The 24,917-nt window shown below is 58.5% G+C and carries 20 protein-coding genes and 4 pseudogenes; 5 read left to right on the top strand and 19 right to left on the bottom strand.

Features of this window, described 5'->3' with window-relative positions; translation table 11 throughout:
* Window positions 1-79: 79 nt before the first annotated feature.
* Window positions 80-424: a hypothetical protein gene (locus C6Y53_RS06240; protein ID WP_149615467.1), complete on the top strand. Its 345-nt coding sequence runs from the start codon at window positions 80-82 to the stop codon at window positions 422-424.
* Between the two features lie 339 nt (window positions 425-763).
* On the opposite strand, the gene C6Y53_RS06235 is transcribed toward C6Y53_RS06240, so the two are convergent.
* Window positions 764-4,402: a glycosyltransferase gene (locus tag C6Y53_RS06235; RefSeq protein ID WP_211299476.1), complete on the bottom strand. Its 3,639-nt coding sequence runs from the start codon at window positions 4,400-4,402 to the stop codon at window positions 764-766.
* 591 nt (window positions 4,403-4,993) lie between these two features.
* Here C6Y53_RS06235 and C6Y53_RS20955 point away from each other — a divergent pair.
* A complete protein-coding gene (locus C6Y53_RS20955) occupies window positions 4,994-5,836 on the top strand; it encodes a tyrosine-type recombinase/integrase (protein WP_211299475.1) in 843 nt (280 codons plus the stop codon).
* 784 nt (window positions 5,837-6,620) lie between these two features.
* Here the strand turns inward: C6Y53_RS20955 and C6Y53_RS06225 are convergent.
* The gene (locus C6Y53_RS06225) at window positions 6,621-7,103 is read right to left on the bottom strand and encodes a MarR family winged helix-turn-helix transcriptional regulator (RefSeq protein ID WP_106471651.1); all 483 of its coding nucleotides are present in this window, start codon (window positions 7,101-7,103) and stop codon (window positions 6,621-6,623) included.
* 83 nt (window positions 7,104-7,186) lie between these two features.
* Here C6Y53_RS06225 and C6Y53_RS06220 point away from each other — a divergent pair, with 83 nt between their 5' ends.
* On the top strand, window positions 7,187-8,086 hold the full coding sequence (locus C6Y53_RS06220; protein ID WP_106471650.1) for a DMT family transporter: 900 nt from the start codon (window positions 7,187-7,189) through the stop codon (window positions 8,084-8,086).
* Between the two features lie 216 nt (window positions 8,087-8,302).
* Window positions 8,303-8,500, top strand: a pseudogene (locus tag C6Y53_RS21170) (integrase core domain-containing protein); the annotation flags it as partial.
* Window positions 8,501-8,727: 227 nt separating this feature from the next.
* On the opposite strand, the gene C6Y53_RS06215 reads toward C6Y53_RS21170, so the two are convergent.
* Window positions 8,728-9,899, bottom strand: a protein-coding gene (locus C6Y53_RS06215) for an IS3 family transposase (RefSeq protein ID WP_425300264.1) whose coding sequence is annotated in 2 segments (ribosomal slippage) — window positions 8,728-9,641 and window positions 9,641-9,899 — 1,173 coding nt in all. Because the reading frame shifts where the segments join, the coding sequence is not laid out codon by codon here.
* 196 nt (window positions 9,900-10,095) lie between these two features.
* Between C6Y53_RS06215 and C6Y53_RS06210 the strand changes: the two genes are divergently transcribed.
* The gene (locus C6Y53_RS06210) at window positions 10,096-10,482 is read left to right on the top strand and encodes a transposase (protein ID WP_106471649.1); all 387 of its coding nucleotides are present in this window, start codon (window positions 10,096-10,098) and stop codon (window positions 10,480-10,482) included.
* A gap of 344 nt (window positions 10,483-10,826) precedes the next feature.
* On the opposite strand, the gene C6Y53_RS06205 is transcribed toward C6Y53_RS06210, so the two are convergent.
* The 16 genes and pseudogenes from C6Y53_RS06205 to C6Y53_RS06135 form a co-directional block, all read right to left on the bottom strand.
* The gene (locus tag C6Y53_RS06205) at window positions 10,827-11,144 is read right to left on the bottom strand and encodes a type II toxin-antitoxin system RelE/ParE family toxin (RefSeq protein WP_106471648.1); all 318 of its coding nucleotides are present in this window, start codon (window positions 11,142-11,144) and stop codon (window positions 10,827-10,829) included.
* A 4-nt stretch (window positions 11,145-11,148) separates the two neighbouring features.
* Entirely contained in the window at window positions 11,149-11,403 is a 255-nt protein-coding gene (locus C6Y53_RS06200; protein WP_106471647.1) for a ribbon-helix-helix domain-containing protein, read from the bottom strand.
* A 384-nt stretch (window positions 11,404-11,787) separates the two neighbouring features.
* A complete protein-coding gene (locus C6Y53_RS20950) occupies window positions 11,788-11,937 on the bottom strand; it encodes a hypothetical protein (RefSeq protein WP_211299474.1) in 150 nt (49 codons plus the stop codon).
* Window positions 11,934-12,344 (bottom strand): IS66-like element accessory protein TnpA, encoded by a 411-nt coding sequence (gene tnpA / locus C6Y53_RS06195; RefSeq protein WP_106471646.1) that lies wholly within the window; start codon window positions 12,342-12,344, stop codon window positions 11,934-11,936. The genes C6Y53_RS20950 and tnpA overlap by 4 nt, the downstream gene beginning before the upstream one ends.
* A 107-nt stretch (window positions 12,345-12,451) precedes the next feature.
* Window positions 12,452-12,763, bottom strand: a pseudogene (locus C6Y53_RS21165) (DDE-type integrase/transposase/recombinase); the annotation flags it as partial.
* A gap of 382 nt (window positions 12,764-13,145) precedes the next feature.
* Entirely contained in the window at window positions 13,146-14,084 is a 939-nt protein-coding gene (locus tag C6Y53_RS06185) for an ABC transporter permease (RefSeq protein WP_106471644.1), read from the bottom strand.
* Window positions 14,074-15,183 (bottom strand): ABC transporter permease, encoded by a 1,110-nt coding sequence (locus tag C6Y53_RS06180; RefSeq protein ID WP_106471643.1) that lies wholly within the window; start codon window positions 15,181-15,183, stop codon window positions 14,074-14,076. Before C6Y53_RS06180 ends, C6Y53_RS06185 begins: the two co-directional genes overlap by 11 nt.
* Before the next feature lie 2 nt (window positions 15,184-15,185).
* A complete protein-coding gene (locus C6Y53_RS06175; RefSeq protein WP_106471642.1) occupies window positions 15,186-16,712 on the bottom strand; it encodes an ABC transporter ATP-binding protein in 1,527 nt (508 codons plus the stop codon).
* Between the two features lie 63 nt (window positions 16,713-16,775).
* Window positions 16,776-17,786 (bottom strand): BMP family protein, encoded by a 1,011-nt coding sequence (locus C6Y53_RS06170; protein ID WP_211299473.1) that lies wholly within the window; start codon window positions 17,784-17,786, stop codon window positions 16,776-16,778.
* A gap of 71 nt (window positions 17,787-17,857) precedes the next feature.
* Window positions 17,858-18,634 carry a 5-formyltetrahydrofolate cyclo-ligase gene (locus tag C6Y53_RS06165; protein ID WP_106471640.1) on the bottom strand — a complete coding sequence of 259 codons (777 nt, stop codon included), beginning with the start codon at window positions 18,632-18,634 and terminating at the stop codon, window positions 17,858-17,860.
* 170 nt (window positions 18,635-18,804) lie between these two features.
* On the bottom strand, window positions 18,805-19,788 hold the full coding sequence (locus tag C6Y53_RS06160; protein ID WP_106471639.1) for a LysR family transcriptional regulator: 984 nt from the start codon (window positions 19,786-19,788) through the stop codon (window positions 18,805-18,807).
* Between the two features lie 551 nt (window positions 19,789-20,339).
* Entirely contained in the window at window positions 20,340-21,383 is a 1,044-nt protein-coding gene (locus C6Y53_RS06155) for an IS110 family RNA-guided transposase (RefSeq protein ID WP_106471638.1), read from the bottom strand.
* Between the two features lie 227 nt (window positions 21,384-21,610).
* Window positions 21,611-21,901: pseudogene (locus C6Y53_RS06150) on the bottom strand (ATP-binding protein); the annotation flags it as partial.
* A 13-nt stretch (window positions 21,902-21,914) separates the two neighbouring features.
* A pseudogene (locus C6Y53_RS06145) lies at window positions 21,915-22,313 on the bottom strand (DDE-type integrase/transposase/recombinase); the annotation flags it as partial.
* Window positions 22,314-22,346: 33 nt separating this feature from the next.
* Entirely contained in the window at window positions 22,347-23,171 is an 825-nt protein-coding gene (locus C6Y53_RS06140) for a class I SAM-dependent methyltransferase (RefSeq protein WP_211299472.1), read from the bottom strand.
* The gene (locus C6Y53_RS06135) at window positions 23,168-24,916 is read right to left on the bottom strand and encodes an ABC transporter ATP-binding protein (RefSeq protein ID WP_211299471.1); all 1,749 of its coding nucleotides are present in this window, start codon (window positions 24,914-24,916) and stop codon (window positions 23,168-23,170) included. The genes C6Y53_RS06140 and C6Y53_RS06135 overlap by 4 nt, the downstream gene beginning before the upstream one ends.
* Between the last annotated feature and the right edge of the window lies 1 nt (window position 24,917).

Here is a 24,917-nt window from a genome sequence, read left to right as displayed (position 1 = left end):
TGCCGATCAAGGCCGAAAACTTGACAGCCGCCCGCAGCCTCTCGTCTGTTACCCATGCTGATTTGAGAAAGGAATTCCCATGGGAAAAATGCTTGCTGGAACTGTCATGTTCCTGTTGATCGCGATGTCCCCGGCCGCGGCGCAGGAAATTGCGGCAGGCTCCCGAATTACGGTGACATCGGACTGGCATTCAAAGAATGGGGGGCCATACAGCCCCGAGATCGTTTCTTGCAGTTCGAATAGCGGCCTGTGCCTGCGGGACACCAACACCTCTCCGGCAAACAACCCGATGACGAAGACCAAGAACAGTCTGCAGGTCGTCTTCAAGGACTTCGGTGTCGTCTATCTGTTCAGGTCTGGCGGAAAAGGCACGTTTCACGACATGAACGGCAAACAGACCGGCAAGTTCAGATGGACGCAGTAGCGCTGCGACCTACGTCCAGGTCTGCGCCCCGGGCGCAAGCAGGATAGTTGCCCGCGTCGTTCGCATATCTGTCACCACAGTAGGGGCAGCCTCTGTTCGCGGAGGCCCCCAGATCATCTCTGGGTCAAACCGACCTCTCGGGAGATATCGTGCCGAAATGCTCTGCCGGTCCAGGGTTCGACAGCGAACTGCGCTGTGTTGTCCGGTGGCCGGGTCCGTGTCTGGTGTTTGGTCAGGGGCCAACCGCTTATGACGTCCGGCTATAATGCTGGATTCACGGGATGAATCCCCAATGCACATTTGTCAGATAAAGCCCGTCGTGCTGTCTTCGGCTTGCCTTCAACGTTTTTCCCGCCGGTTGTTCTGCGTTTTCTTGTACAGCCTGTACAATGTTATCGGCAGCGTCAGCGTATGCTTGCCGGGGCTCTGAATTGCGGTGATGATCTTGTCGCCAACCTGAAAACGGAAGCTTTCTTCTTTCCAATCGGAAGAAAGCGCAGTTCCGGTGTCGGCCTGGGTTCCCCACTGGCGCGCCATCTCGTCCTGGTCGACAATTTTGACCCGGCAGGGCTGATAGTAGTTGAAGGTGTTGCGTTTCTTGTAGGACATGGACCCGGGGGAGAAATCGCTCACCTGCGCCAGGTTTTCCTGTTCGAGAAACGCCAATCCATCCCGATTGTCACCTTCAAGAAGCGCCCGGGCAAGATCGCCGCGGCCATGTTTCAGCAACAGCAGCGCAGCGCCGAAATGCGTCGCGTAGGTGAGGATGAGCTGATCCGGCAGATGTTTCAGAAATCTCTGCAGAGTTGCGGCAATGCCGTTGTCTACGAAAAGGTCAGAAACCGACGGATCAGTTGATCGACTGTCGCCGCTTGCGCCCCGCTGAGAAAATTTGAACAGGAAACGATCATAGGTTCTGAGAAATTGCTCCATCTTGAAGTGGATCGTCTCTTTCGGCAGGGCCTTTTCACCCATCACGTCAAGTATGAAGCTCCCAACCAACAGTATCTGCTTCAGTTTCGCTGTATCAAAAGTTTTCGTGCCGGATATCGTGTCTCGGCCAACGTAGACATAGACAATTTTCTTGCAGACCGAAATGCGGGCTGCATCGGAGTACAGAAGGGATGTGAAAATCGCATCCTCGTGATAGCTTCCGCTGAAGCAAATCGAATTGTCGATCAGGAACTTGCGCCTGATGAGCTTTGCCGTTGCCGAGCTGTCTTGGAGCATCGGTCGCCAGCTATTCCCGTCGAGAATTTCGGGCGAACGCATGTAGTGATGGCAGCTCTGATTGACATACACTGCGCCGCTCTTGAGGATGTGCGACCCCAGGAGCCCCACGGAAACATCAGCGTCAAACACAAGCGCCGTGTGATAGAGGTTGGCCAGGGCGTCAGGGGCAAGGCGGTCATCCGCATCGAGAAATGTCACGAAGTGACCAGCGGCGACGTGAATCCCATGATTGCGCGCAATTCCCTGCCTCGCATTCGGTTGCCTGAAAACACGAATGAAGGTGTGCTCCCGGGCATACCTCTTCAGGATTTCAAGGGAATTGTCAGTGCTGCCATCGTCAATCGCGATGATCTCGAAGGTTCCATCGAGTTTCTGATCGATGATCGAATTCAGACAGTCTTCGAGGAACTCGGCGGAGTTGAAAACCGGAATAATGACCGAAATGTCAACCGCGGGTTCGGTTGCTGTGTGGCGAAACCCAATTGCGATGCGATCCACGTCCTGGGGCAGTTCGATATGACCGGGGTGGCACGGGGTGTCGATGACGATCAGCCGGGTACCAGTTTCCGCGCAATGCTGCCTGGCTTTCCTGAGAAATGCCGCTGTTGCATCCAGGTCGAAGAAGATCTCGGCCCAGGGACTCCTGCCATCGAGGTTCGGTTCGACCAGAAACGTGTCGGGAGGCGACGCGCGCAGCGTCTCTTCCCAGCTGTCCGGGTGCAACCGGGTTATGGTCCCGGGCAGGCAATGGGCCAGATAGTCGCTAACAACCGCGCAAACGAATTTCCCATTGATTTCCCGGTCGATGCAGGCCGTGTCCAGAGGCGGGTCATCAAAGATCGCTTCCCGCGCATCGCCGAAGTGACGATATTTGATCGATGGGTCACTAGCCTCTTCAACGGCTTTCAGGATGCGCTTGCAGTTATCGGTGTCCCGGTAGGGAAGAAAGCGTTTCAGGTGCTCCTGCCGCGACGGATCCACCTGAAACCCGTTCGCAACAGCGCGTTCGATCATATCGATCACCTCGGCCTGGGTAAAACAGAGATCAAATGCCAGGTCGGGTTCGCGCTGCGCAAATTGCGCCAGGCCCCTTTCGCGCATCATTTCCAGCTTGTCGAACTGGTAGAGGATCACGGGCTTGTTCATATGGGCCATATCCCACATGACGCTCGAATAATCGGTGATCAGAAGGGCGGCATTTTTCAGGAGATCCTGAAGATTTTCTTCGTCACTGTCGTCATTGATGACCCTGAAAATGTCTGAATTGTCGCCCAGCGCCTCGGCAAAAAGCGGTCGGACGCGGAAGTGAAGCGCGATGTTCAGCCGCAAGCCCGCGTCACGCAGAATTTGGTGAAGTCGTTCGGATCGCAGCAGTCTGACGATGGCGTGGTAGTATGGGCTGGACTTGAAATGGGCGATGCTTTCCGCATCCAGAGGTGCATTGTCGGACCAGCTTTTGGTATTGAGCGTCTTCCGCCAGGTCAGTGACAAAAGAACCTCTTTCTTGTCGGGCGCAAACTCGGTCAGCCGATCCCATCGCGCCAGTCCGGTGACCCGGAAGGTGGACACGTCGTAGCCCCAGTGTGGACTGGCGATCCGGATATCTTCCTGCGATGCGCAGGTGATGAGATCGAAGTATCTGTGATTGCGCTGATACACCCCCGGAGAAAAGGCTAGGGCACCGTGGGTCAGATAGACGTATTTCTTGTCTTCATATCTTCCGACATCATCGTTCGACGCAAGGATATCCGCGGCCGCATCGTTGAAGAAAAGATGAGAAGCCTGCTCGACCAGAATGCTCCATTCCGGGCTGCCCTTGGTGACGATACGACTGGCAAGCTGCGCGCCACAATTCGGCCGTTTCGCTCCGGCATTCAGGACATAGTAGCAATCGGCATGGTGGGCATTCTCAACGCAGTAGTTGAAGAATATCCAACCGTTTTCCTCCGCCGAATTCCCGCCCCTTTCAGCAAATAGCCAGATCGATTTCCTGTCGCTGCTCTGTCCGGGCGTTTGTGTCGAAGCCGTTTCTTTAGTTGCTTTTTGCAAATGGGTGCGTGGCAATACGACCTGTTCGGGCAGGGTGCGCGTTGTTTCCCGCTCGCAGACATAGTCGTGCAATATCCCGACACGCAGGTCGACGTGAGATTGTTGCAGCATGTTCCTGCGAAACAGCTTCACCTGGCCATGCGATGTATTCGTCAGGTATCTGTCCACGCGGGCAGCGGAGCCACGCGGAAATGAAATCGTATTCTCGACCGGAAGGCCGAACTGAATTTCAGTTCCGGCATCGATGTCCATGCTCCCTGACATGGTCATTCGTCCCGACGCTCCGATCACGGCATCAAAGCCGTACCGGTCCATGAAGCCGGACATCTGGCGAAGTGCGCCTGGCAGAAGGATGTCTCCGGACCTCAGGAAGAGCAGGCGATCACCGCTGGTTTGACCCGCGATTGCCGCAGGTTCGGTTTCGTTATCCAGGCCCCGCAGATCCCGAAACCACGGGAACTGCTTCAAAGCCCGAACCTGTTCCGCAAATTCCGGGGTTCCACCAGTGTCGGAGATGAGAATTTCCACCGACGCCGGGACGTTCTGCGCCAACACGGAATGCAGCGTCGTCTCCAGCATCTCGGCCATGCCGTCGCACATGACGATGACAGAGATACCGGGCCTGTCATCCCGGTGATTTGCCGATTCCGTGCGGCTATCACGGTGCTGAAGTGCTCCGCTCGTAGGGTCAGCCATTCCATGCCCCATCTTCTATCCTGTTTCCGCTCATCGTGATCGATGCAAACGATGCTGTTCTTGGCATTCCCTCCAAGGCGTCCTCATCCATGGCGATAACCGGCGGGTCTGGATTTCATATTCTCACGCTACGTCATGAGCAAGCGCCGAAGGGTTTCCGAGGGGGCCGGCCTTGTTGAAGTGACCGCCCCCGGCGGCATCTGTGCGCCAAGATGGGTCTGCGATGATCCACAACGGAGGACGGTCGTGTGGGAGATTGTCTTGGCGGAGTTTGGCCTGGCGGGCCCGCGCGATGACGTTTCCCGAGTTGTTTAGCGCTCTCGGCAATACATGCGACCGGTTCACTCCCGACCTATGCGTGAACCACTTTTGGCGACCGGAATTGCACAAGGCTGATTCCGAAATGATATAAAAAATTAGAATGCGAAGGCTTTTGGCGGAAGCGGTGTCCGCCTATCGCAGCTTGCATGTAATCGCAGACAACAGAAAGAAGCTCCATTTATCGCATATTTACCAGCAGCTTAAGCGAGCCACCTCTTGCGCCCAGTTTCAGGAGGATGCAATCAGTAGAAATATTTATGGTGGCATGAAGTGCCGAAGAAAGCGAAAGAGCTGAAAGCGATCCAGGTAAAGAGGCTGTCCGATCCCGGTCGCCACGCAGTCGGCGGGACACCCCCGGGTCTCAGCCTCAACGTAACAGAGACCGGAGCAAGATCCTGGATATTTTGCGTCACGGTCGGGCGTAACCGCCGACATATCGGTCTGGGTTCTTACCCCGAGGTGTCGCTTGCCGAAGCGCGCGAGAAAGCACTGGATATGAAGCGCAAGATCAGCGCTGGCGTTGACCCGGTTGAAGAACGCCAGGCTGAACTAGCCGCGCGTGCGGTCGAACAGAGACAGCGCACGACGTTCGAAGATGCCTTCAATCGCTACTACAATGAGAAGGTGCAGGGCGAGCTCAAGAACGCCAAGCACATCAAGCAATGGCGCTCATCACTTGCCACCTACGCGTTCCCGGTGATCGGTGACAAATCGGTCGCTGAGATCACTTTCGAGGACGTCTTGGCCGTGCTGCGGCCGATCTGGACAACCAAGAATGAAACAGCCACGCGTGTGCGGCAACGTATCGAAGCGGTTCTCGATTGGTCCAGGGTGATGGAACTGCGCGAGGGTGAAAATCCGGCACGCTGGAAAGGCAACCTGCAACAACTTGTCCCATCGCCAAACAAGGTTCAAACGGAGAATAGGTATCCGGCCGTCGCCCTCGATGAGATCGCGGACTGGTTTCGTGTTCTTCGCGCCCGGGATGGGATCGCGGCCCGGGCGTTGGAATTCCTGACCCTGACCGCGTCGCGGTCCGGTGAAGTGCGCGGTGCGCTTTGGGATGAGATCGACTTGGCTCAGGGGATCTGGACCATCCCGGGGGCCGGATGAAGGCCGGGCGCGAGCATCGTGTGCCTCTCTCGCCAACCGCGATTGAATTGCTGGAGAGCCAGCCACGGCTGATGGATTGCCCGGTCGTCTTTCCCTCCCCGCGGAACGGGCAGATGTCGGACATAACGATCTCGGCGGTGATGCGCCGAATCCAGGCCGCCGAAGAGAAAGAGGGGCGCCCGGGATTCCTTGACCCCAGATCGCACCGCCCAGCAGTTCCGCACGGACTGCGATCGAGCTTCCGCGACTGGGCTGCCGAACGCACCAACTACCCACGCGAAATGGCCGAGATGGCACTGGCTCATAGAGTCGGCAATGATGTCGAGCGTGCCTGCCCAGTCCTTCATGTGTCCGGTTCCTTCGATGATCTTGGTCTACCAAGCGTCATAGCAATATGGTCCCCGGAACGCAGTTGCTCGACGAAAAAACTTGGCCGCCTCAGGCGGACAGGCCGATTTTGTGATCAGGAAGCTTACCCGGTTGGCTGGGGCGCTCATTGGCTGCGACCACGACTGTTTTCGAGCGGTGACAGCACAGGATTCGAAACGCGATCCCTGAGCGCTCTCAGCGATCGGCGCGCTCGGCCAAAACACCTATGCAGACCTTCCGTGAAACGCTACACATCGCGGTGGACTAGACGATCAGGGCTTCCGAACCATCGGACAGCCAGCAACCCATTCTCAGCGCCGTTCGCTGAGGCGTCCGTCAGTTCAAGTTTGAAGTTTTGCGGGTAAGACACGGACGTGGCGGCAATCTACTGCGGCTGCGCCAATGGCCGCTTTCCTTACTCTGTTGCCGCCAGCAGCTTGCGCAAAACATCGTCCAGCGCGGCGATCTCTTCTTCACGAAGCACGGACAGCAGCGCCTTCTGTGTCTCAACATGCTCTGCGACGGCCACGTCGATCAGGTCGAACCCCTTCTTGGTCAGCTTCACCACCGCACGGCGGGCATCCTTCGGATCTGCGGTCCGCGTGACGAGGCCCTGCTTGGCCAGTTGGTCAATGCGGTTGGTCATCGTTCCGGAGGTAATCATCATCGAGGCCATCAGCTCACCTGGTGACATGGCATGTGGCAGTCCGGCACGACGGAGCGTCGCCAACACATCGAACCCTGCGGCGTTGAGGCCGTGGCGAGCGAACGTCTCATCCATCTGACGGGCATTGTAGTGGAATACGCGCGAAAGCCGCCCGATCGACCCCATGGCGCTGATATCAAGGTCTGGTCGCACCCGATGCCATTGTTCGAGTATCCGGTCCACTGCATCCATGTTCGTCGTCCACCGAGAATTTATCTTGACATCAAGATTATGTGATTTTACCTCGACGTCCAGATAAATGAAGGGAGCCCCTCATGCCCCGCTCTCTTGACTTGTTTCTGGCGGCGCTTGCGCCAACGATTTGGGGCAGCACCTATATCATCACGACCGAGCTGTTGCCTGACGGCTATCCGATGACGGCTGCGATGCTACGGGCCTTGCCGGCGGGCCTACTGCTGCTGGTATTGACCCGCACGCTTCCGCACGGGAAATGGCTGGTCCGGTCTTTCGTGCTTGGTGCGCTCAACTTTTCGATCTTCTGGTGGCTGCTGTTTGTCGCCGCCTACCAGCTACCCGGCGGGGTCGCCGCCACGGTGGGAGCAATTCAGCCGCTGATCGTGCTGTATCTGTCGAAGCTGCTGCTCGATCAGAGCGTCCGCCCGGTCGCAGTGATCGCTGGGATCGGCGGCATCCTTGGCGTGTCGCTATTGGTCCTGACACCTCGCGCCGCACTGGATGGAGTGGGCATTCTCGCGGCACTTGGTGGAGCGGTTTCGATGGCCTTCGGCACCGTGCTGACCCGAAAATGGCAGCCGCCAGTGCCGGCGCTCGTCTTCACGTCATGGCAATTGACCGCTGGTGGCCTGCTGCTCCTGCCCGTGGTGATTTTTTCCGAACCGGCGCTGCCACCGCTTGATATGGGCGCGGTAATTGGTTTCACTTATCTGGGCCTCGTTGGAGGTGCGCTCACCTACTTCTTCTGGTTCCGCGGCATTGCTCGGCTCGGCCCCGCGACCGTGGCTCCACTGGGATTGCTCAGCCCCGTCGCTGCGACACTGCTTGGTCTGATCATTCTGGGTGAAACGCTGAGTCCGTTTCAAGCCGGCGGCATGGTGTTGGTTCTCATCAGCGTCTGGCTCGGCCAGCACGCGCAACGGAATCCCCCAATGGCCGCGCCCCAGGCATCACCCACACCAATCTCGGAGAAATTCTGAGAGTCAGAAAGTGAATGGAGGCGACCATGACCCAGCCAACGTTTACCACCTGACTGCGAGACGCCGAAGCCGGGATGCGAACGAATAGTCACGTCTGGGCCGCACAGTTCCTTCTCCTGCCGCCAGATCGCGCTGAGGCTGGCTGGGGCGCTCACTGGCTGCGACCGCAGTCGAATTCAATTCGACACACGCAGCGCTGAAACCGTAACACGCGCCTTCCACCGGACCATCAAGGACGAGTTCTACGACATTGCCTTCCGCAAGAAGCTCTACCGGTCGGTGGAGGAGTTGCAGACCGATCTCGATATCTGGCTGGACAAATACAACGAGTAGCGGCCGCATTCAGGAAGATACTGCTATGGCAAAACACCTAGGCAGACCTTCCGTGAAACGCTACACATCGCGGTGGACAAGACGATCAGGGCTTCCGAGCCATCGGACAGCCAGCAACCCATTCTCTGAACCGTTCGCTGAGGCGTCCGTCAGATCAAGGCTGAAGTTATACATCTTATTCCCTCAATGGTTAGGGATATATCTTAGCCAACTGTCCAGTTTTCTGGAACCACTTCACTCTACCTCTCTAGCCAGCGCGAAAACCGACCCTCAGTGTAGGTGTGGAGTTCCCCCGGTTTGGTAGACGGTTATGGGCTTAGAGATTCCAGCCCTTCAGCAGCGGTCCTTTCATAGTTGATCGGTGACTTATACCCCAAAGCCGAATGTCGGCGAGAGGGGTTGTACCAGCCTTCGATGAACTCGAAGCAGGCAACGCGGGCCTCGGCCTTGGTGCGGAACTTCCTGCGTTCGAGCAACTCACATTCGAGGGTGGCGAAGAAGCTCTCGCACATGGCGTTGTCGTAACAATCGCCCACCGATCCCATCGACGGCCTGACACCCATTTCCTTGCAGCGCAGCCCAAAGGCGACCGACGTGTATTGCGACCCCTGATCCGAATGATGGATCACACTCGATGGCTTTCGCTGCGTGACGGCCATGTTCATCGCATCCAGTACCAGTTGCGTTCTCTGCCGTGTGCCCATGGCCCAGCCGACAACACGGCGGCTGAAGGCATCCAGTACGACAGCCAGATACAGAAAGCCCGCCCAGGTCGGCACAAAGGTGATGTCGGCCACCCAAAGCACGTTCGGCGCATCAGCATAGAAGTTGCGATCCACCAGATCGGCGGCAGGGCGCACCCTTGGATTACGTTCGGTGGTCACCACGAACTTGCGTCGGCTGACGCCTCTCAAGCCCTTGGCTAGCATCAGCCGCTCGACACGCTTGCGACCAACGAAGATGCCTTCATCGGCCAGCTCGGCGTGAATGCGGGGCGCCCCATAGGTCTCTTTCGATGCCTTGTGGATCGTCGCGATCCGCTTGCTCAACGCCTCATCGGCAACCTGGCGAACACTCGGCGGGCGGCTGTGATAGGCATAGAACCCGCTGCGGGACACCCCCAGCGTGCGTGACATCATCTGGATCGGGTACTCGGCCTGATTTGCGGTCATGAACTCGAAGACCTGCGCGATGTCACGTCGTTTTGTGCAAACCAGGCCGCGGCCTTTGAGAGGATATCGCGCTCCTGGCGCAACTGCTTCACCTCACGCCGAAGCTGGCGCAGCTCGTCACGTTCTGCACTGGTCAGGCTGCTCGGATCATCACCATCATCGGCAGTTGCCTGCCTGACCCACTCGTGGATCGTGGCAGCGCAGGGTTCATACTCCCGCGCCAAACTTTCAACACTGCGCCCGGTGCGCACAAGCGCAACCATCTGCTCCCTGAATTCCGCAGGGTACGGGTTCCTCGTTCTCGGCATGACAAACACTCTCCTTCATCAGTGAAAAGGTGTCCATCAAACCGGGGGAACTCCAGTGTTCAAGTCACTTGGTTCGACAGTATTGCCTTTTGATGAGTTTGCGCTGCGAGTTGCTAAAGCGTTCCGCCCAAAACCTGGATCGCAGGGATTCCCATCCCGCTGATTTTGTGAATCCTCTTTTTCGGGAGGATGGATCATGTCGGCACCTTTGCCTGAGGCGCTTCGGGCGCGGTTTAAGAGATTGATTGAAGATGGGTTAAGCGGGCGGGCGGCAGCGTTGCGACTGACGCTGTCACCGGCGACCGGTGCGCGATGGGCACGGTCCATTCGGCGCACGGGTCAGGCGCGAGTAGCGCCGCAGGGCCGCCCCAGGGGGAAGGGAAAGCTCGACCCGCACCGGGCCTTCTTTGCCGAGATCATCGGCCAGGACGGTGATATCACGATGTTCGAACTTGCTGCGACCCTGCTCGCCGCAACTGGTGTGCAGGCCCACCCCAACGCCATCGGCAAGTTCCTTCGCAAGCTTGGCTACACGTACAAAAAAAGACACTGGTTGCCACCGAGCGCCGCCGCGCCAAGGTAAGGCGACAGCGCGAAGATTGGCTCAGGTATCGTATCCCAGCCGTGGCTGAAGCCCCTGACCGGCATCGATCAGGCAGCACTCAGACGGGTGCAAATAAGTTGGCAACACGCATCTCCACCGCCACTCGTTTCACGCTGCTCGGCGAACAGACTGACAGGGCTCAACGCGACCGATTGTCGTTGGAAGCCGCAAACTGGAATTCGATCGCCCCGGTCTGGTTGCCGGTCGCTTTGGCGACGGGTGTGGCGCCAAGGACGAATGGTCTCCTTCTCCAGCGCTAAAGGGCCCCCCATGTGAAGCGGAATCCTGCACCTCTCCGACACACCAATTTGAATCCGGACCCTTCAGCCGATGCCGTAGTCGTCCCGAAAGCGGTCGCCTTGATGCATACGCTCGTGCAGGATCGTCACGATCCCGACACCGCCATTCGAGAGATGGCGCCAATAGACGAAGTGGTGCTCATACCGAAAGAAGAATCCTTCCACGCCAAATTCGGCGGGGATCGGTTTTGAAAGGACACCATGGACTGCGATCCTGTCGAATGCGGCGAACAGGCCGGTGATGTACTTCTCCGCCTGGTCTTCACCCCACCTGTCCCGGGTGTAACGGTAGATCTCGTCGAGGCGGTGGGAGGCCACCTCCTGGATACGGATGGCGGGCACCGGGTCAGGACCGGTTCCGCGCGATCACGTCACCCGCCGTCAGGGGCTGATAGCTCTCCTCCGGCGCGGCAAAGGCATGTGTCAGTTCGGCCTTCAGCCGATCGAAGGCTTCCGCCTCCACGCGTTCCTTGTCGCGACGGATCAGGTCACGGATATATTCGCTGACATTCTCATAGGCGCCATCGTCACCGGTATTGGCCGCGACGAAATCGCTAAGCACGCCACTAACGCGAACTGTCATGGTTGTGGTACGGGGCATGGCACCTCCTGCGGCTCTGCACGTATTCATTATAACCAAAATCGAACACACGGCAAGCCGGGCCGGACGACCCAAACAAGCAATGGATCCCCATCACAATCCCGGCTCGTCGCCCGGGTACGGACAGGTCGCGTCGTCGGCAATCTGGCTCTTGGTGTCATCACCTCGGTGGTAGCCGCCGCGGGTTTGGTGGGTCTCAAGGGGTTCGTTGCATTAACGTCGGAGGGTCGCTTCGGTCGTCGCTGTCGCTCTCCGATCATGCAGCCGCCGGGAACAGATTGGCGATGAAGGCGATCTCGTTGATCACCCCGGTATCACAATTCTCGAATTGGCCTTTCCGAATGGTGCGGAAGGTTTCGGGTAAGCATCCGGCGTAGGCCGCGGTCAGGCGGTTTGGCGGACTTCCGAGGGCTTCCAGTTCCACGGCAGCAGGGTCGGCACCTGCGAGGCTGTCATGTCAGGCAGCCGGGCGAGGACGTTGTCCGTCACACCGCCCGCAATCCAGACCTTTACGCCCGCCGGAAACGCAATCATGCGCGCTCCACTAGCTGGATGAGCCGGACCAACGCCTCTGGGTCCAGCGCGGCCGGCACGACAAGCCGACGGCCATTTGGTAGCGCAATTTCGACTTGTGCATCTCGCACAGGCTCAGAGGGATCAACCGGACCCGGCCGCGAGACAGGGCGGTCCTGCGTCACGCTGACCGGCAAAAAGGCTGCAGAACGGGATACGCCCAGCCTGCCGTTCCGGTATTGACGGCGCCAGATCGTCAGCAGCGAGCGGCAAACGCCATGCCGCCGGGCCGTGGCAGCACATTGCCGATGGCCAATAAAACTCTCCTCGACAATCCGGACCTTGTCCTCGTCCGACCAGTGCCGACGGCGGGAACCGTCGGCGGCGGCAAGAACTTCGATTTGCGGGCGGTTATTGAAGTCGGACATAGCGTCGGACTTATCATCGGATCGCAGCCGCGATCAGACGGCCGCCGCCGGAAGCTTACGGTTTCGGTGCCGGCGAGCGCGGCCTTGGCTCCGGCCAACGTCTGGAAACTCCGCATGGGACGCAAATGCTGATTCAGCGCGGCATGATCACTCTCGATCCGATTGTTCATATACTTGCGGTCAATGTGGCGGATAGCATTCTCAGGCCCGCGCTGGCTGTTGATCTCGCCGATCACCTTTGCATAGCTGTGCGCCTTGTCGGTGATGATCGTAAGGGGCTGATAGCACTGCACGGTCTCTCGCGCCTGGCGCAGAAATGCCCTTGCTGCCCTGGAACCCCGCCGCGCTGTGAGGCGGAAATCGATCAACTGGCCGAACTGATCCACGGCCCGCCAAAGGTAGCGCCAGCGCCCGCCCACGCGAACGTAGGTCTCATCGACCTGCCACTGCAGCCCTCTTCAGGAGCGGTGCCGGGCTTGGGCCCGTTTCCGGATTTCGGGGCCAAACTTTCTTACCCATCGGTGCACGGTCGAGGCATCAACAGTAATGCCCCGCTCAGCAAGAATATCTTGAACGTCCCGGCACGAAAGCGGGTAGCGACAGTACCAGCGCACCGCCAGCAGGATGACCTCGCGCGGAAATCGGTGCCGCTTGAACGGATTGCGTCGGGACATCGCTCACTCCTCAACTCACGGCATCGATGTCTCTGATATCCCGCCGGTTAATGCAACGGACCCGGTTTATGACCGCTCGAGCGTATTCAGGGTCGAAAGAGTGAGGGAGTTCCGGCGCATGCACCCTCTATTCCTTTCTATATGGTTGCATGAATGCGGCTGGTTGGTTGGCTTTCCCGATCAAGCCAGACATGGCGATAATCGTCAGGAGGTACGGCAAGGCCAGCAAGAGTTGCGGAGGTATGCCCGTTCCCATCAGTTGCAGCGTCAATTGCAGCGCATCCGCCGCACCGAATATCAACGCCGCGATCGCTGCTAACCAGGGATCCCAGCGTCCGAAAATGACGATGGCCAATGCGATAAAGCCTTGCCCGGCGATGATCGTGTCGCGAAACTGCCCGACATTGGCCAGAACCAGATAGGCTCCGGCAGCGCCCGATGCCACAGTCGAGATCATCACCGCGATATACCGATAGCGGGCTACATCGATCCCCGCTGTATCCGCCGCCCGTGGGTTTTCACCCACGGCGCGCAGATTCAGACCGAACGCGGTTTTGTATAATGTATAGGCTGCGACAAATACCATCAGGACGGTCAGATAGAGCGGCATGGTATGGGAGAACAGAACAGGCCCCAGAACAGGGATTTCGGACAGCCCCGGTACCGGTTTGGCGGTGAACATCGCTACGGTCTGGACCCCTGAAATCCCGGAAAGCGCCAACCGATAGACATAGCTGGCCAGGCCAAGTGCGAAGATGTTGAAAATGATTCCGACGACCACATGGCTAGCCTGTACGGTGACATAGAGGAAACCGAGGAACAACCCCGATACCAATCCTGCAGCCATCCCGGCCAGCATCCCGATCCATGGGTTACCACCTGTCCATGTTGCGAGATAGGCGGCCAATGCGCCAAGCAACATCACACCTTCAATCCCGATGTTCAGAACTCCCGACCGTTCGGCGAAAAGCTCTCCTAGGGCTGCCAGTAGTAGCGGCCCGGCCAATCGGATCGTTGCCGTGAGCCAACCTGTCAGAACAGCAGTCGTTGCGACATCAAGTTCCATGTCGGATATCCTTCAGCGTGCGACCGCGTCCCGGAAAATGCAGTCGGTAATAGCGGAAAAGATCACTGGTCAGGATGAACAACAGAATCATGCTCTGGATCATGAAGACGATGGAACCGGGCAATCCGGCTTGCCGCTGCATCGCATCGGCGCCCACCGTCATCCCGGCATATAGCAGCGAAACAATCACAACGCCGAGCGGATGAAGCTTGCCGAGAAGGGCCGCGACGATGCCGATGAAACCCGTGCCCTCGGCCATTCCGTCCATAAGCCGGTGATGCACGCCCAGAACCTCCATCATGCCGGCCAGCGCGGCCAGCCCGCCGGCCAGGCAAGCGGCCATGAGTTGTCGGCGTCCGACTTCAATCCCGCCGAATTTGGCGGCCTTCGGATTCAACCCGGTGACGATCATTTCGAAGCCCAGTCGTGAGCGCATCAGCACGATCCAGACAAGCGCAGCCGCAGCCAGGGCGATCAGGATCCCTGCATGGGCGCGATTTCCGTCAAACAGCAGTGGTAACCAATAGTCGCGCTCTAGACGCGTGGTCTGTGGTAACCCACCGGGAGCCCGCAGCGGCCCGGAAACCAGATATTGCACCAGCAGGATCGCAACATAGTTCATCATCAGAGAGGTAATGACCTCATTGCCGCCGAACCGGCCCTTGAACAAGCCGATTACTCCTGACCAGATCGCCCCTGCGAACAGTGCGGCCAAAGTTGCCAATGGCAGGAACAGAACAAAGGGAATCCCAGCCAATGCGCCACCCTCACCGGCGCTTAGGGCAACGATCGTTGCCGCCGCGGCGCCGACCAGCAGACAGCCCTCAAAGCCCAGATACCCGAACCCGGTGCGCCAGGCGACCACCGTACCCAATCCGACTAGGATCAACGGTGTTGCTTTGATCAGTGTGAAACCGAACCCCCGCCACGACAGAAACGCCTCGCTGAAGAGCGCCGCATAGGCCGAGATCGGGTTTGCGCCGTATGGCAGAAACAGCAATCCGCCGACCATGAGCGCTGCTAGGACCGACAATATTGTCGCAACCGCAATGGCGCGGGGGGAATCCGCCGGTTTCAACCGACGCTCAAGCAGAATCATGGCTATCTCCGTTCTTCGGATGGGACTGAACCCGCCATCATGAGTCCGATCTGGCTGACATCTGCCCGATCAGCGGGAAGGATACCCATGATCCGACCCTCGTAGATGACCGCGATCCGATCGGCGAGATTGAGGATTTCCTGCAATTCCGCCGATATCAGAAGCACGGCTTTGCCTGCCTCCCGCTGTGCGAGAATTTCGCCCCAGACCGCCTCGATCGCGCCGACGTCAAGTCCGCGCGTCGGCTGTTCGATAATCAGGGCGACCGGGTCGATCGCGATTGCTCGGCCCATTTGAACCTTTTGCAGGTTGCCACCCGACAGTTTGCCGGCGATGTACTCGGGATCGTTGGGCCGCACTCCGAAACGCGTCATCAGGGATTGCGCAAATTCTCTGATGCGCCCGAAATCCAGCAAACCGAACTGCCCCGTATAGGCACGTTGATCACCTAGGACCGCATTAAGTGTGATCGGCAGTTCCGCAACCGTACCCACATGCCGCCGATCCGCCGGCACATAGGCCAGCCGTGCCGCAATATGTTCGGCAGGACTTGTCCGGGTGAGATCGCGACCCTCAAGCATGATGCGCCCGGCCTCTATGGGGCGCAGATTCATCATTGCTTGAGCTAGTTCGGATTGACCATTCCCATCCACGCCGGCCAAGCCAACGATTTCGCCAGCATTTAGGGTCAAAGACAGATTCTCGACGGCACCATGACCAAGCTCGTCCCGAACAGTTAGGTTTTCGATTTCGAGAACCGGGGCACCGACATTCTGCGCACGCCGTCTTGTGCCCAGTTCGACATCTCGTCCGACCATCAGACGCGCCAGTTCAGCCTCCGAACTGCCCCTAGTGGCAACGGAGGCGACGACACGGCCATCGCGCATGATCGTCACCCGATCAGATATCTCCATGATTTCGTTTAATTTATGGGTTACGATAACAATGGCATGCCCTTCTGCAGCCAGTTTGCGCAGGATCCTGAAAAAAGCTTGCGTTTCCTGCGGAGTCAGCACTGCGGTCGGCTCATCCAGGATAAGAAGCGTCGCCTTGCGATAGAGCAGTTTGAGGATTTCGACACGCTGCTGAACTCCGACCGACAGATGTTCGACGATGGCTTCCGGGTCGACCCGAAGCCCGTAGGAGTTCGACAGTTCGGAGATCCGTGCCGAAGCGGCTGCGATATCCAGCCGCCCGCCATGTGAGCGGTCCTTCAGGCCGAGGATGATATTCTCCGCCACGGTAAAGCGGCGCACCAGCATGAATTCCTGATGGATCATCCCGATTCCGGCGGCGATCGACTCCGCGGGTGTGGCCAGATCGACGGGACTGCCATCGACAAGGATTTCGCCGCCATCCCGGCTGTACAGCCCGTAGAGAATCTGCATCAGGGTGCTCTTTCCCGCGCCGTTTTCGCCAAGCAAGGCGTGGATTTCGCCCCGGTCTACGTCAAAATCCACATGGTCATTGGCCAGCACGCCGGGAAAGCGTTTGACGATTTTTCGTGCGTTCAGGAATGGGGAGGTCATGGGGGGTCCAGTTTCGAACCTGTCGCAAGGCGCAGACGCCCTGCCAGGTCGCGTGTGATCAGATCATTTCACCAGAGTCTCGACGTCAATGCTGCCATCTCCCAAGCCTCTCCAGACCGTTTGGAACTGGGTCCAGATCTCATCTGACGCGATATCGGGATTGTGGTCACCCGCCGCACCGGCATGGAGCGACCACATCTCGGTGACCGGCGGCTGCCATTCCGAGCCCCCCTCGAACGTGCCATCGACAACGGACTGTGCCACCACCTCGACCATCCAACCAAGATTCATCGCGAAACTTGTGGCCATCGCTTCTGGCGCAACACCGGTCTGGTCGGAGTAGCAGCCCAAGACCGTAGCGCCCTGGGCCACCGCACCTTGGATCGCGCCCAATCCGGTGACATTCGCACCGTGCCAAATCACATCTGCGCCCCGCGCGATCATTGCAGCTGACGCTTCGGAACCCTTGCTGGCATTGTCGTATTCTCCCGTGACGATCCCCAGCCCTGTAAGCCCCGGCCGTGTCGCCTCGGCACCGCCGATAAAGGTGGACATCATACGCTGCTGAGTCGGGTTATCGCCACCGCCCACGAAGCCAACCGCCTTGCCTTCTTTGGACAATAGCGCGGCCAATACGCCGGCACCGTAGGCGGCGTCGAAATAGGCCATATCGATATAGCGGGTGTTGTCGGGAATGTCGCCTTCGGGTTTGAAGGTCGAGGCAAAGAACCTCTGATCCGGGTAGTCCGGCGCGATCTCGACAAAGGCGGAGCCGAATTCATAGCCATGCCCGATGATCAGGTCATAACCATCGTCGGCATAGCCTTGCACCACCTGCACGAGGTTGGCTTGGCTCACATTTTCGGCATAGCCAGTTTCGAATTCGGGCCGTTTGTCCAACTCGGCCAGCCCCTCATAGGCAAGTTGCGCCCAGGCACCGTCAGTGATCGGTCCTGTCATGATCAATGCCACGCGCAGTGGCGTTTCGGCATGCACTGCATATGGTGATACAGCCAGTCCCGTGGCAAGGACTACCGAGGCGGATCCAAGCATCCAGATTCGTCTGCTAAGCATTTTCTAACTCCATGTTGGCTTTTTTCATTTAGGCGATCCCCATCCGCAGAGAGGTGGGAACCGCCGGATCTTTAACGTGAGGACAAATTGCGCTTCAGTTCTTTGAGAAAGGGAATGTCCTCCAACTGATCAGGCTGTACCATGTCCCAGGCGACGCCAGTTGGCTGAGGATAGGGTGAGCGAGTTTGAATGACTTCTTTCTCGGTGCAGATCCATTCAAGCGCGGAATCGTGCTCCATCATGACGATGTCATCGTCATCGACCACTTGCGAAGAATGGACCGTGGAGACGATCACCGCGTGATCCGGCACCTTGCCCAACTCGCGGAAGATTCCAAGCTCCAGATCCGCAAAGCCGCCGCCTTTGCCGGTGCGTCCGCCACTGCGGGTGACGCCGACACAGCCCACGACGATGACATCCATGGGGGCCATCTCCTGAAAGCTGACGGGCTGACCATATTCCACCGCGCCTTGTGATGTCGCGGCAAGCTCGAACTGAACGCCGTCGGCTTCGAGCCGCGCGGGATCAAGCAGCACAAACGGGAATCCCTCGACCAGTTCGGGTACCGGCGTATACAAGAGCTTGCCGTCGTAAAGCGCCCGTAGTCGCACGGGGATTTGCGGCGGGTCAGGGTTGCATTTCACAACCTTTGCGGATGTCCAGAAATCCAGCTCCGACAACCGTTTGGCCGCCAGATCGGCGCCGACGAAATTCGGGATCCGGCTCCAGGTGGGGCCAACATTCTGGCCTTCATCCACAAGTATCTTCCAGATTTTATCTCGGATCACGTCCTTGTCTGAGTTGCGTCCGGCCCACCGACCTTGCTTGGACTGGTTTTCAACGCTCATGACGTTGAGCCTCCTCTTCTTTCACATCGGCCATCAGGGAAGACGCCCTGCCTGGCTTGTGTTCGGCAAAAAAAGGTTCGGCGGAAGTCAACCATTAGTGAACGTCGCAGACATAAATAAGTTTATATCGTTTTACTTATAATTCTAGTGTTGGCTGGATTTGCCGACTGTCACCCGCTGTGCGCCTGATCTGTTTGCAATTGCAGTTCCTGCCCGATACGAATCATCTGTGCCCGTAGCCAACGGTTCAAAGGTGAAGCCTGTGCGCGTTCATGCCACAGCAGATAAAATCGCATCTGTCCAAATTCGGGGGGTGCCGGAACGGATCGAATGGGCAAGAACCGCTGGTAATGGCGTGCGAAGTTGGCGCTGCTGGTGAAGACCATGTCGGAGGACAACAACACGTAGGGTACGATGTTGAATTCCGGCACGATCACCCGGATGTTGCGGCAATGACCCAGTTCGGCCAGTTTGCCATCGATCGGCCCCGGCGCGAGCGGGGAAATAGGCATGGGCGCAACATGGTCCAAGGTAATGTACTCGTCGAGCGTGACACCCTCGGGGAAGCTGGCCAACACATGATTGGCGCCAAAAATACAAACCGTGTCATCGACCATCAACCGGACGGTACGCAGATTGCCCGGAGGGCCGGGCCAATTGGCGATCACGATGTCCAATTCGCCTTTCTCTAACGCGGTGGCATAGTCATATCCCGGTACGATCGAACGCAGGTGAAGCCGGGCATTGGGAGCGGCGGCCCGGATTTCAGAGATCAGCCGCGGCAGGAAAAATGCCTCCATGCAATCCGCCGACGCGACCCGGAAGACAAGATCATCCCGTTTTGGATCAAAGTCAGGCGCGCCCGAAAAGGCAGTCGCGATTTTTTTTAGGGACTGGCGCAACGGCGCGACCATTTCCTCGGCCTTTTGGGTCGGCACCAGTTTGGACCCGCTCCGCACCAATAACGGATCGCCGGTCATGTCCCGCCACCGTCGGAGAACCTGACTGACGGCGGGCTGGGTAATTCCCAGTGCATTGGCAGCGAGCGTGACGCTGCCATGATCCAGAACCGCCAGGAATATCCGTATCTGGCGGGTATCTATTTGCGGTTCAATTCGGTATTCCGCTCTGCCGGGTTGGCCCCACTCGTCCACGCAAATTCCCCGAATAAGGTCCAGTGACGATGTGACAGACCCAATCAGGTGTCAACTTATGTGCCGATTTCGGCTAGGCTCAGGAACTCTTCAAAGGGCATCGCCAAGTTGTTGAATGCAACTTGCAAAGTTCGGGGGCCTGAGAGATCACGCCATCATTTCGGCGGTGTAATCAGCCCGGAGGCTGAACGCGTGAGCCCGAGCATGGTGGTATGAGTTGGCGGTGGCCTTGATGATGTGACCGCCCCCGCCGGCATCTATGTGCCATATGTGGACGGCCTCCTCCCCGCAAGAGCACTCTGACGATTTTGATCGGATCGCTTGCGTTCATATGTCCGGCCTGTTGGTGCGCTCGCACATGAACGCTGGCCAAGATGGATTCCGCAACATGGGTTCCAAACAAGGTGACGGCCACATCGGGCCATTGGCACACACGGGGTGTCCCACGTCTTGGATCGATCGATCACACCATCTTCAGGTTTCCTGCAAGTTCACGCATCAGCTCAGCACGGTAGCGTCTTTCTCCTGCTCACCGTGACTGGCCGATCTGGTCACGCCGCGCAGGCCACAACCGGTCGCGCAATGGTGTTTTTGTAGGCTTCGCCCGACATCATCATTTTCCACGCAATCCTGGCGATCTTGTTGGCAAGTGCCACAGCCACAAGTTTAGGCGGCTTGCGCCGAAGCAGGTCGATGAGCCAGGGCGAGGCGTTCCTGCCTTTGCCCGCTCTCACCTGTCGCAGCAATGAAGTCGCGCCCACGACGAGTGTCTTGCGCAACATCTCATCGCCGGCTCGCGTGATGACACCTGGTCTGACTTTACCGGCGGTCGAATGATCCCGGGGCGTCAGCCCCATCCAGGCAGCGAATTGCCTTCCGGATGTAAACAGCTCCGGTGCGGGCGCTTTCATCACCAGCAAAACCGCACCGATCGGCCCGACACCGGGGATCGTGGCGAGGCGACGACAGCACTCGTCGCTCCGGTACCAGGTCATTAGCTTCGCCTCTATCCCCTTAAGGCGTTCCTTCAACTGCGCGAACTCTGCCGCCAGTGACGCAAACAGATCGCGCGCAAGGGCAGGAATGGTCTCATCAGCCATGATCCGGTCTAGCAGGCGCGGAATATGACACAGGCCTTTGGCTGCGGTAACTCCGAATTCTGCAGCATAGCCCCGGATCGTATTAGCCAGCTGCGTTCGGGTGGCGACAGCACGCTCACGCATGCCGACCAGCATCAATGCCGCTTGTTGCTCGGCGCTCTTCACAGGCACGAACCGCATTGTCGGGCGGCTCATCGCCTCGCATAGCGCTTCGGCATCTGCGGCATCATTCTTGCCGCGCTTGACGTAGGGCTTCGCAAGCTGCGGCGCAATTAGCTTGACCTCATGGCCGAACCCTTCCAGCAGCCGCGCCCAATGATGCGAGGCACCACAAGCTTCGATCGCGATGACGGTTGGCGGGTACTTCGCAAAGAAATCCACCATTTCCTTGCGGCGCATCTTCTTGCGCAGAACCGGTTGTTCGGCGGCGTTCACACCATGCAGCTGGAAGACGTGTTTCGACGTATCCATGCCAATACGAATAATCTTGTCCACGGACGGCTCCTTCGTTTGAGTTCTTCGACGACTCAATCTGGCACATTTCGATGCCGTTCGGGGGCCGTCCACTCCAACAAGGTGGGTCTGTGATGATGCACAACGGAGGACGGTCATGTCGGAGATTATTACGGTTGGGCTCGATCTGGTGTCAACGCCGTTTGAACTTTCCCCAAAAGTGCCGAAGTAGAATTCCCCACTTGCTTGGTCCCGGCGATCAACCGGCGTCAGTGATCAGCGGTTCCATTCCTTGTCTTTGGCGGCCGTCCGCGGCGCTTCGGCGGCGGTGGCGGAGCGATTGGGGCGTTGGCGCGGACATGCTCGGGTATGAGGTCGGCATGGCTGCGCAGGCGGTAGCTGGCACCTTCGATCTGGATGACCACGGCGTGGTGAAGGAGCCTGTCGAGAAGCGCGGTGGCGACAACGGGATCGCCGAAGACCTCGCCCCATTCGGCGAAGCCGCGGTTTGAGGTGAGGATCATGGCACCCTTTTCGTAGCGGACGTTGACGAGTTGGAAGGGCATTGCCAACTTATTTGCACCCATCTGAGTGCTGCCTGATCGATGCCGGTAAGGCGGTCATTTCGAGTGTGTAGATGCTCCATAGATCGAAGGCATCGGATCGCGCGTGGCGGTATGATGTGGCGGTGAGACGATAGCGGCGGGGACGGAAGATTGTGTTGATCTGGTCATGAACCGCCAGAAACCTTTGCGCCTGCCGGGGCGGCTTGAATCGCCCCATGATTTTGTCCCGCCGCCGCGTCGGCCTATGGCTGCCCTCGAACCTGTTGGTGAGACCCTTGTGCGCCCGATGATCGGCCCCTGATGCCTGGCGTGCGATCGGATTGATGTAGCTGCGTAGCTTGTCGGTGATGATCACCCTCGGTTGGCCAAATTGTGCGATCAACCTTGCCAGAAAGCGCTTGTGAGCGTTTCGGGTTTTGCTGTGAGGCCGATGCGTGGATTACCATTCGACCGCGGGAAACCGGGCATGCACCAGCGTGGGGGGGTAGTCGCCCAGAAAGGGCACTTTACCCAGCACGGAGAATAAACGGCTCCGTTCGGGGTATGCTGATACGTAAAGTGGCGTCGCTTCAACGAGCAGGCCCGGGACTGATTTCGCCAGTTTGCGCACGCCGCGCCGGGTCGCTCCAAATGGCATTCTGGGCGCGACATAGCCATTCTCAAGTGTCCAGCCCTTCAGTGACTTTCGCGAGAGGCGCGGCGACATCGCATCAAAGAAAACTTCGGTTTCCTGCCCGTCCCGGGCCTCGCCTATCCGCATCAGCAGTTCGCGGACGTCTTCTTCGGTCAGATACATGAACAGCCCTGCCGCCGTTACGAAGAGTCCGCGCGACGGATCAATATGATCGCCAAGCGTCGGGTCTGTTGCAGACAGGGGCAGCTCGGTCAGCCGGTTGCTTTCGGGCAAAAGCTGGCGGCGCAGGGTGATGGTTTCCGGCAATTCCACGCAGAGCCAGCGCACCCTGCCATTGTCCACCCTCCAGAACTGCGTTTCGATCCCTTCGCCAAGTGCCACAACCTGTGCCTCCGGAAAGCGGTTCAGATAGGTGTTGATCAGTGCATCACTGTATTTTGCCCGGATTGCCGCCCATTGGGTAACCGGACCAAAACGAGCGAAATCATAGTCGATCCTGTTGTAGAGTTCGACCGCCATGGGGTCATCGAAAAACTCGCGCTCAAGAACAGACATGCCCGCTCGCGACCGCAACGGCCAGAGCAGGGTCTCCGGCACTCCAGTCAGATCGGGGACGATACGCGCCATCATCTCAGCCTCCATCCCGTTGCCTTTTCTTGCGCGGCCCAGAGCCGCCCATAAAGTCCGCCGTTTTCCAGCAGCGTGTCATGGGTGCCACGTTCGACGATCTGCCCGTTATCGACCACCAGGATCTGATCGGCATCCACAACCGTGTGCAGTCTGTGCGCGATGATTATGACGCTTCGGCCGGCCTCAAGTGCGGCCAACGCATCCTGAATGGCACGTTCCGTAATCGGATCCAGAGCCGATGTGGCCTCGTCCAGAATGAGGATCGGGGCGTCCTTCAAAAGCGCGCGGGCTATGGCCACCCGTTGCCGTTCCCCGCCTGACAGGGTGCGGCCCGTGTCGCCCAGCATCGTGTCGAGTCCGTCGGGCAAGGCCTTGACCAGCTCGGTCAGACGTGCCGCCCCGATCACCTCCGACAGCCGGGCCTCCGACGCGTCAGGGTCGCCCAGAAGAAGATTGGTGCGCAGCGTGTCGCGGAACAGATGCACATCCTGGCTGACCAGGGACATACGAGCCTGTATCGCCGCCGGGTCGGCCTGGGATATGTCAATGCCGGCAAGCTTGATTGCCCCGCCCGTCCGCTCATGAAAACGCAGAAGCAGAGAGACAAGCGTGGACTTGCCCGCACCGCTGGGGCCGACAATCGCGGTGACGCTGCCCGGATCAGCCTGGAAGCTGAGGTTTGAGATCGTAGCTTCCTTTCCCGGTCCATAGCTGAACGAGACATCCTTGAAAGCGATGTCGAGTTTCTGACCAAAGTCGCTGCGGTCGCCGGGCAACTCGGGTGTGGACAGGAATTCGGAGATATTGATCCGCGCCCGATTGCCCAGCTCAAGCGGCAGCAGCGTGCGCAGGATACCCGCGATGAACGTCGTTGCGGCGGCCAGTGTCAGTAGAAGGGCGGGTGTCACCGCCCCCGCAGCAAATTCGGTCACGCCCCTTAGCTGCAGCACCGCGATAACTGTTACTGCGAGTGGTCCTGCAAAGCTGACGAACGCGGTGCCGATCTGTTGCAGGAAAATCAACGCCGGCGCGCCGTCCAGCGCGACATCGTGAAGGTTCGCTACCGTGGCACGAAGGTTCTTCCGGGCATTGCCGCTTTGTCCATAGGCCCGGAAAACTGCGATGCCGTCGGCAAATTCGCCCACCCGCAGCAAGGCCTGCCCGAGCAGGTCGTTGCGCGACCGGATGACCCGTTTGCCAATAGGCTTGACCACGCGTATGACCAGAAGCGAAGCGGCGGTCACAACGATCAGAACGATCAACGCCACGGGCGCAAACCATGCGGCCATAAGCGCCAATACCACAGTGGCAACGACGCCCTGAAAAATCCGGATAAGAAAGAATACGGCGGTTTCATTGAACCATCGACCATCCTCGACAATCAGCGTTGCCAGCCGCGCGGGTGACCAGCGGCCGGACAACACACCCAAAGGCACGTTACGCATATGCTCGACGATACGGTTTCGTAGTGCCTCGGCAGCATGATCGCCCGCAAAAATTCCACGACGCCAGGCATGTTGAATGACGAATGTGCGCAGGATTACGGATAGAAAACAGATGGCCGCGTATGGAGCCACATCCCGGATATCTGCGGATCCCCGGATCAAGATGACCAGACCAAGGCCTACAGACAGCGGTGGGATCGTTGCCAGAACTGCTTCGAAAAAGGTCAGGACAAGGGCCCTGAGATACCGCCCCTGTTGGTGGGCGAGGTAAGGCCATAGGAAGCGGAAGAACTCTATCATT

Source organism: Pukyongiella litopenaei, assembly GCF_003008555.2.
Taxonomy (GTDB): Bacteria; Pseudomonadota; Alphaproteobacteria; order Rhodobacterales; family Rhodobacteraceae; genus Pukyongiella; species Pukyongiella litopenaei.
The sequence above is the reverse complement of the archived record's forward strand: the minus strand, read 5'-3'. Positions and strand labels throughout refer to the sequence as shown.

Bases quoted from the DNA above. Each gene is read 5' to 3' on its own strand.
- C6Y53_RS06135 (WP_211299471.1), bottom strand. From the start codon at position 24,916: ATGATAGAGTTCTTCCGCTTCCTATGGCCTTACCTCGCCCACCAACAG.
- C6Y53_RS06180 (WP_106471643.1), bottom strand. From the start codon at position 15,183: ATGATTCTGCTTGAGCGTCGGTTGAAACCGGCGGATTCCCCCCGCGCC.
- C6Y53_RS06235 (WP_211299476.1), bottom strand. From the start codon at position 4,402: ATGGCTGACCCTACGAGCGGAGCACTTCAGCACCGTGATAGCCGCACG.
- C6Y53_RS06225 (WP_106471651.1), bottom strand. From the start codon at position 7,103: ATGGATGCAGTGGACCGGATACTCGAACAATGGCATCGGGTGCGACCA.
- C6Y53_RS06175 (WP_106471642.1), bottom strand. From the start codon at position 16,712: ATGACCTCCCCATTCCTGAACGCACGAAAAATCGTCAAACGCTTTCCC.
- C6Y53_RS06200 (WP_106471647.1), bottom strand. From the start codon at position 11,403: ATGCCCCGTACCACAACCATGACAGTTCGCGTTAGTGGCGTGCTTAGC.
- C6Y53_RS20950 (WP_211299474.1), bottom strand. From the start codon at position 11,937: ATGATTGCGTTTCCGGCGGGCGTAAAGGTCTGGATTGCGGGCGGTGTG.
- C6Y53_RS06170 (WP_211299473.1), bottom strand. From the start codon at position 17,786: ATGCTTAGCAGACGAATCTGGATGCTTGGATCCGCCTCGGTAGTCCTT.
- C6Y53_RS06185 (WP_106471644.1), bottom strand. From the start codon at position 14,084: ATGGAACTTGATGTCGCAACGACTGCTGTTCTGACAGGTTGGCTCACG.
- C6Y53_RS06210 (WP_106471649.1), top strand. From the start codon at position 10,096: ATGTCGGCACCTTTGCCTGAGGCGCTTCGGGCGCGGTTTAAGAGATTG.
- C6Y53_RS06220 (WP_106471650.1), top strand. From the start codon at position 7,187: ATGCCCCGCTCTCTTGACTTGTTTCTGGCGGCGCTTGCGCCAACGATT.
- C6Y53_RS06240 (WP_149615467.1), top strand. From the start codon at position 80: ATGGGAAAAATGCTTGCTGGAACTGTCATGTTCCTGTTGATCGCGATG.
- tnpA (WP_106471646.1), bottom strand. From the start codon at position 12,344: ATGTCCGACTTCAATAACCGCCCGCAAATCGAAGTTCTTGCCGCCGCC.
- C6Y53_RS06140 (WP_211299472.1), bottom strand. From the start codon at position 23,171: ATGATGGCGCGTATCGTCCCCGATCTGACTGGAGTGCCGGAGACCCTG.
- C6Y53_RS06165 (WP_106471640.1), bottom strand. From the start codon at position 18,634: ATGAGCGTTGAAAACCAGTCCAAGCAAGGTCGGTGGGCCGGACGCAAC.